Genomic DNA, 5,275 nt, shown 5'->3' with positions numbered 1-5,275 from the left:
ACGCCGACGCCGCCGCCCATGACGTAGCCCTGCATCAGCGCCACGTAGGGCTTGCCGTAGCCGGCGATGCGGGCGTTCATCCGGTACTCGTCGGCCCAGAAGCGGCGGCCGTGGTCGAAGTCGCCGCGGCGGCCGGAGCGGTAGACGTCGGCGATGTCGCCGCCGGCGCAGAAGGCGCGCGGGCCCTCGGCGTCGATGAGGACGAGGGCGACGGCCGGGTCGTCGGCCCAGGCCTTCAGGGCCTCGTCGATGGCGCGCACCATGCCGAGGCTGAGGGCGTTGAGCGCCTGCGGCCGGGTCAGGGTGATGCGGCCGGCGCGGCCTTCGACGCGGGTCCGGATCTCGTCGGTCACGGCTGCTCCTTTCCCCGCAGGCGGGCGAGGACGGCGCCGGCCTCGGCGACGAGGCGGGCGATCACCGCCGCGGCCGGCTCGGCGCGGGTGAGGGCGGCGGCCTGGCCGTAGAGGAGGAACTGGAAGTCGGGGTCGCCGTCGGCGGCGAGCGGGGCGGCGAAGGGGTACATGAGCGGATACTCCGGCAGCGCGCCGGTCTCGGCGGCCATGGCGTCGACGTAGCGGTTGCGGTGCGCGCGCGCCGGGCGGCCGGAGACGGCGCGGCTGAGGCGGGTCGAATCGTCGCGGCCGGCCTCGACCGCCGCGCGGTGCGCGGGCCGGGCGGACGATTCCGGGCAGCGGATGAAGGCGGTGCCGAGCTGCACCCCGGCCGCCCCGAGGGCGAAGGCGGCGGCGACGCCGCGGCCGTCGCCGATGCCGCCGGCGGCGATGACCGGCACCGAGACGGCGTCGGCGACCTGCGGCACGAGGGCGAGCGTGCCGACGCCGGCATCGTCGGCGGTGACCGGGAAGGCGCCGCGGTGGCCGCCCGCCTCCCAGCCCTGGGCGATCACGGCGTCGACCCCGGCGCTCTCGAGGGCGCGCGCCTCGGCGACGGTGGTGGCGGTGGAGAGGACGCGGGCGCCGGCGGCGCGGAGCCGGGCGACGGCATCGCCGGGGGGCACGCCGAAGTGGAAGCTGACGACCGGCGGCGGGTCGGCGAGGAGCGCCGCGAGCTGGTCCTCGCCGAAGGCGGCGGGCGCGGCGTCGACCCGGTCGGGCGGCGCGCCGAGGCCCTTCTCGAGGTAGAAGGGGGCGAGGCGCGCGCGGGCGCAGGCGATGGCGGCGGGATCGGGCGCGACCGCGCCGTGGGCGAAGAAGTTGAGGTTGAAGGGCCCGCGGGTGCGGCCGCGCATCTCGCGGACGAGGGCGCCGACGGCCGCGCCGTCGAGGCCGGCGCAGCCGAGCGAGCCGAGGCCGCCGGCCTCGCTGACGGCGGCGGCGAGCTCGGGCGTCGAGGTGCCCTTCATCGGCGCCTGCACGATCGGGTGGGCGACCCCGAGGAGCTCGATCAGGCGGCCGTCGGGCCAGGGCGAGGCGGCCATCGCGGCGGCTATTCCATGGTCGGGATCGCGAAGGCGGCCCCTTCCTTGATGCCGGACGGCCAGCGGGAGGTGACGGTCTTGGTGCGGGTGTAGAAGCGGAAGGCGTCGGGCCCATGCTGGTTGAGGTCGCCGAAGCCGGATTTCTTCCAGCCGCCGAAGGTATGGTAGGCGAGGGGCACCGGGATCGGCACGTTGACCCCGATCATGCCGACGTTGACCCGGCTCGCGAAGTCGCGCGCGGTGTCGCCGTCGCGGGTGAAGATCGCCGTGCCGTTGCCGTAGGGGTTCTTCATGGTCAGATCGAGCGCCTCGTCGTAGGAATGGGCGCGGACGGCGGAGAGGACCGGGCCGAAGATCTCCTCGCGGTAGATGTCCATCTCCGGCGTCACCCGGTCGAAGAGGCAGGCGCCGACGAAGAAGCCGTTCTCATAGCCCTGCATCCGGAAGCCGCGGCCGTCCACGCGGAGCTCGGCGCCCTGTTCGACGCCGCGGTCGACGAGGCCGAGGATGCGGCCCTGGGCGGCGCGGGTGACGACCGGGCCGAAGTCCACGTCGTCGCCGGCGGTATAGGGGCCGATCTTCAGCGACTCGACCCGCGGGATCAGCCGCTCGATCAGCGCGTCGGCGGTGGCCTCGCCGACGGGGACGGCGACGGAGATCGCCATGCAGCGCTCGCCGGCGGCGCCGTAGCCGGCGCCGACGAGGGCGTCGACCGCCTGGTCGAGGTCGGCGTCGGGCATGACGATCATGTGGTTCTTGGCGCCGCCGAAGCATTGCGCGCGCTTTCCGTGCTGGGTGGCGCGGGCGTAGATGTATTCGGCGATCGGGGTCGAGCCGACGAAGCCGACGGCGGCGATGTCGGGATGGTCGAGGATGGCGTCGACCGCCTCCTTGTCGCCGTTCACCACCTGCAGGACGCCGTCGGGGAGGCCGGCCTCCTGCATCAGCTCGGCGAGCATCATCGGCACCGAGGGATCGCGCTCGGAGGGCTTGAGGATGAAGGCGTTGCCGCAGGCGAGCGCCGGGCACATCTTCCACATCGGGATCATCGCCGGGAAGTTGAACGGCGTGATCCCGGCGACGACGCCGAGCGGCTGGCGCATCGAGTACATGTCGATGCCGGGGCCGGCGCCGTCGGTGAACTCGCCCTTGAGCAGGTGCGGGGCGCCGACGCAGAACTCGGCGACCTCGAGGCCGCGGACGACGTCGCCCCTGGCGTCGGGCAGGGTCTTGCCATGCTCGCGCGAGAGCGCCTCGGCGAGCTTGTCCATGTCGCGGTTGAGCAGCGCGACGAAGCGCATCATGACGCGGGCGCGGCGCTGCGGGTTGGTCGCCGCCCATTTCGGCTGCGCGGCCTTGGCGCCCTCGACGGCGGCGGCGAGCTCGGCCGCCGAGGCGAGCGCGACCTCGGCCTGCACCTCGCCGGTGGCCGGGTTGTAGACCTCCGCCCGGCGCCCGGACCTGCCCGGCACCTGCCTGCCGTCGATGAAGTGGCCGATCTCCCGCATGATCTCCCCCCGCGCCCGCTCCCGCCGGCGGCGGGATGCCTCCGGCGCTCGTCCCGCACTCTCGCGCGCCGCGCCGCCGGGGACAAGGCCCCGCCAAGGCCCGCCGCGGGCACATTGCGGACAGGGCAGGGGCGGGCCATAGTCGGCCCGCCGGGTAGGGAGGCGCCGATGGCTGAAAAGGAGGCCGGGAAGCCGTTCGACGGTGCCGTCGACCGCTACCTGAAGAAGAAGGCGCCGAAGGAGATCCGCGCGGCGCTCGAGCGGGCCGACAAGGACGACATCCTCGACCCGCGCTATCCCTACGCCAAGCGGCTCGACGGGGACGATTACGCGCGGGCCTACCACGCCTGCCAGCTCGAACTCGTCAAGCTGCAGCAATGGGCGCGGGACAGCGGCCAGCGGATCGTCATCCTCTTCGAGGGACGCGACGCCGCCGGCAAGGGCGGCACCGTCCACGCCTTCCGCGAGAACCTCAACCCGCGCCATGCCCGGTCGGTGGCCCTCGGCGTCCCCTCCGACCTCGAGCGCGGGCAGTGGTACTTCCAGCGCTACGTCGCGCATCTGCCGACGACCGGCGAGATCCTGTTCTTCGACCGCTCCTGGTACAACCGCGCCGTCGTCGAGCATGTCTTCGGCTGGTGCACCCGGGAGGAGCGCGACCGCTTCTTCGCCCAGCTCCCCGAGTTCGAGGACATGCTGGTGCGGGACGGCATCATCCTCATCAAGCTCTGGCTCGCCATCGGCCGCGCCGAGCAGATCCGCCAGTTCCTCCAGCGCCAGAACGACCCGCTGAAGCAGTGGAAGCTCAGCGAGACCGACATCGAGGGGCTCTCGCGCTGGGACGACTACAGCGCTGCCATCCGCGAGACCTTCGAGCGCAGCCACCGCACCGCCGCGCCCTGGACCGTCGTCTGGTTCGAGGACAAGCGCCGCGGCCGCCTCGCGGCGATGCAGTCGGTGCTGGCGCGCCTCGACTATCCCGGCAAGGCCGCCGCCCCGCCCGACCCGAGGATCTGCGGCGGCCCCGAGCTCCTCGGCTGACGAGCCTTGCGCCCCGGGACCGGCGCCCCCATCTCGAGGGCGACCCTCGACCAGGAGTGCCGATGTCCGCCTATGCCCATTCCGGCCCGCTCGCCGGCCTGCCCGATCCCGAGCTCGACCGCCGCTTCTATGCCGGCCTGCCGGGGCGCCGCCTCCTGGCCTGGCTGATCGACGTGGCGATCATCCTGCTCGCCGGCGTGCCGCTCGCCCTCGTCTTCGGGCTCCTGACGCTCGGATTCGGCTTCGCACTCTTCGGCTTCATCATCGCCGCCACCGGCTTTCTCTACCGGACGGCGCTCCTCGCCGGACCGGCGTCTGCGACGCTCGGGATGCGCTTCACCGGGATCGAGTTCCGCCGCGGCAACGGCGAGCGGTTCGACGCGGCGACCGCCTTCCTGCACACGGTGATCTACATGATCTGCATCGGCTTCCTGCCGCTGCAGCTGGTGAGCTGCCTGACCATCGCCGGCACGCGCTACCGGCAGAGCATCGCCGACATCATCCTCGGCACAACGGCGATCAACCGGCCGGCGGACAGCTGATCCGCACCCGTTCACCGCGCGCGGAGAATCATGTTGCCCGCCGGCGGGCGCTGTTGCTACGCTCCCATGACGATGGGGGAGGAGGCCGCAGGGTCCGGACATGCGCCATACGCTGCCGCAGTCACATCAGTTCTACGTGACGGCGCCGCAACCGTGCCCCTACCTGCCCGGCAAGGTCGAGCGCAAGCTCTTCACGGCGCTGCAGGGCGACGGGGCGCGGCACCTCAACGACGTGCTGTCGCACCAGGGCTTCCGCCGCTCGCAGAACGTGCTCTACCGCCCCTCCTGCGCCGGCTGCGCCGCCTGCCTGTCGGCGCGGATCGTGGTGCGCGATTTCGCGCCCTCGCGCAGCCAGCGCCGGGTGATGAACCGCAACGCGCATCTCGAGCGGGTCGCGCGCAGCCCCTGGGCGACCGAGGCGCAGTATCACCTGTTCCGCCGCTACCTCGACGCCCGCCACGCCACCGGCGGCATGGCCGACATGGACATGGGCGAATTCGCGGCGATGATCGAGGAGAGCCCGGTCCGCAGCCGGGTGATCGAATACTACGCCCGGCGGGACGGGTCCGCGGCGCGGGACCTCGTCGCCGTCTGCCTGACCGACATCCTCTCGGACGGGGTGTCGATGGTCTATTCCTTCTTCGAGCCCGACCTCGCCCGCGAGAGCCTCGGCAGCTACATCATCCTCGACCACGTCGCGATCGCCGCCGAGTCGGGCCTGCCGCACGTCTATCTCGGCTACTGGG

Annotated in this window: 6 protein-coding genes; 3 read left to right on the top strand and 3 right to left on the bottom strand. The window is 72.9% G+C overall.

What is annotated here, in order from left to right:
- From Q0112_RS09200 to Q0112_RS09190, 3 genes are all read right to left on the bottom strand, one after another.
- Positions 1–353, bottom strand: a 353-nt coding sequence (locus tag Q0112_RS09200; RefSeq protein ID WP_297974278.1) for an enoyl-CoA hydratase/isomerase family protein, incomplete at its 3' end; no start/stop codon positions are given.
- On the bottom strand, positions 350–1,438 hold the full coding sequence (locus Q0112_RS09195) for a nitronate monooxygenase family protein (RefSeq protein ID WP_297974276.1): 1,089 nt from the start codon (positions 1,436–1,438) through the stop codon (positions 350–352). The genes Q0112_RS09200 and Q0112_RS09195, both read right to left, overlap by 4 nt.
- Positions 1,439–1,446: 8 nt before the next feature.
- On the bottom strand, positions 1,447–2,946 hold the full coding sequence (locus Q0112_RS09190) for a CoA-acylating methylmalonate-semialdehyde dehydrogenase (protein ID WP_297974274.1): 1,500 nt from the start codon (positions 2,944–2,946) through the stop codon (positions 1,447–1,449).
- Between the two features lie 168 nt (positions 2,947–3,114).
- On the opposite strand from Q0112_RS09190, the gene ppk2 reads away from it, so the two are divergent.
- The 3 genes from ppk2 to Q0112_RS09175 all read left to right on the top strand — a co-directional run.
- Positions 3,115–3,987 carry a polyphosphate kinase 2 gene (gene ppk2, locus Q0112_RS09185; protein WP_297974273.1) on the top strand — a complete coding sequence of 291 codons (873 nt, stop codon included), beginning with the start codon at positions 3,115–3,117 and terminating at the stop codon, positions 3,985–3,987.
- A 62-nt stretch (positions 3,988–4,049) separates the two neighbouring features.
- The gene (locus Q0112_RS09180; RefSeq protein ID WP_297974271.1) at positions 4,050–4,529 is read left to right on the top strand and encodes an RDD family protein; all 480 of its coding nucleotides are present in this window, start codon (positions 4,050–4,052) and stop codon (positions 4,527–4,529) included.
- Between the two features lie 100 nt (positions 4,530–4,629).
- On the top strand, positions 4,630–5,275 hold a 646-nt coding region (locus Q0112_RS09175; RefSeq protein WP_297974268.1), incomplete at its 3' end, for an arginyltransferase.

The organism is uncultured Amaricoccus sp. (assembly GCF_937858865.1).
Classification (GTDB): Bacteria; Pseudomonadota; Alphaproteobacteria; order Rhodobacterales; family Rhodobacteraceae; genus Amaricoccus.
The sequence above is the reverse complement of the archived record's forward strand: the minus strand, read 5'-3'. Positions and strand labels throughout refer to the sequence as shown.